The sequence below is a fragment of the Streptomyces sp. NRRL S-118 genome (assembly GCF_000716335.1).
Lineage (GTDB): Bacteria > Actinomycetota > Actinomycetes > Streptomycetales > Streptomycetaceae > Streptomyces.
Genome location: NZ_KL591064.1, coordinates 1 through 1,212 on the forward strand (window position 1 = coordinate 1; position 1,212 = coordinate 1,212).

Below are 1,212 nucleotides of genomic sequence, written 5' to 3' on the forward strand. Positions count from 1 at the left end.
CGGCGGACGCCGCGTAGGCACGGCAGCGCCCGTCCGGCGACAGGCCGCGCTGACGGCTGAACTCCGTGAGCAGGAAGGGTCCGGACATGATGGTCACACCGCCGATGAGCGCCATCTCGCACTCACCCGACCGCAGGGCCTGGGACGCGAAGTGCAGGGCGACCGCGGAGGAGGAGCAGGCCGTGTCCACGGACACCGCCGGGCCCTCCAGCCCGAGGATGTAGGCGATACGGCCGGACACGACGCTGGTGCTGGAGCCCGTGAGGCGGAAGCCCTCGACCTGGGACTGCGAGCCGCTGACGCCGTAGTCGGAGGAGCTGACACCGCAGAAGACGCCGATGTTGCTGCCCTTGAGGGAGGTCGGTGCGATCCCGGCGTGCTCGAACGCCTGCCACGACGCCTCCAGCAGCAGACGCTGCTGCGGGTCCATCGCGGTGGCCTCACGCGGACTGATCCCGAAGAAGTCGGCGTCGAAGAGACCGGCGCCCTCGACGAAACCACCGCCGCGCGTGTAGACCGTCCCGATCTGGTCGGGGTCCGGGTCGTACAGCCGCTCCAGATCCCAGCCGCGGTCGGTCGGGAAGGGGCCGATCGCGTCCCGGCCGGACGCCACCATGTCCCACAACTGCTCGGGGGAGGTCACCCCGCCCGGGTAGCGACAGCTCATGCCGACGATCGCAAGGGGCTCGCCCGCGTCGACCTGTCGTGTCCGCGCCACGGCACGGCCGCCGCTCGCAGCCTCGGCACCCGAACCCGTACCCGTGGCCACCTGCGACATCAGGAAGCGTGCCACGGCCGCCGGAGACGGGTGGTCGAACACAAGGGTGGCGGGCAGGCGGACGCCGGTGCTCCGGGTGAGCCGGTTGCGCAGTTCGACCGCGCTGAGCGAGTCGAAGCCGAGCTCCTTGAACGCGCGGTCCGGCTCGACGGAGGCTCCCGACGCGTGGCCGAGTACGGACGCCACCTGGGCCTGGACCAGTTCGAGGACGATCCGCTCCCGGTCGGCCTCCGGCGCTCCGGCCAGCCGCTGGGCCAGCGCGCCCGAGCTCGCCTCGGCCCGGGCGGGCGTCCGCACCAGTCCGCGCAGCAGCGCCGGGAGCGTACCGGCCCGCGCCTGGGCGCGCAGCGCAGCGGTGTCCAGCTGTGCCGGGACCACGACGGCCGCGTCCACGTCCAGGGACTGATCGAACAGCGCCGTACCCGTCTCCGCGG

At 72.9% G+C, this 1,212-nt stretch carries 1 protein-coding gene; it reads right to left on the reverse strand.

All coding sequences use genetic code 11. The features are described from left to right. A partial coding sequence (locus IH00_RS38615) for a type I polyketide synthase (RefSeq protein WP_039947903.1) occupies positions 1 to 1,212 on the reverse strand: 1,212 nt, incomplete at both ends.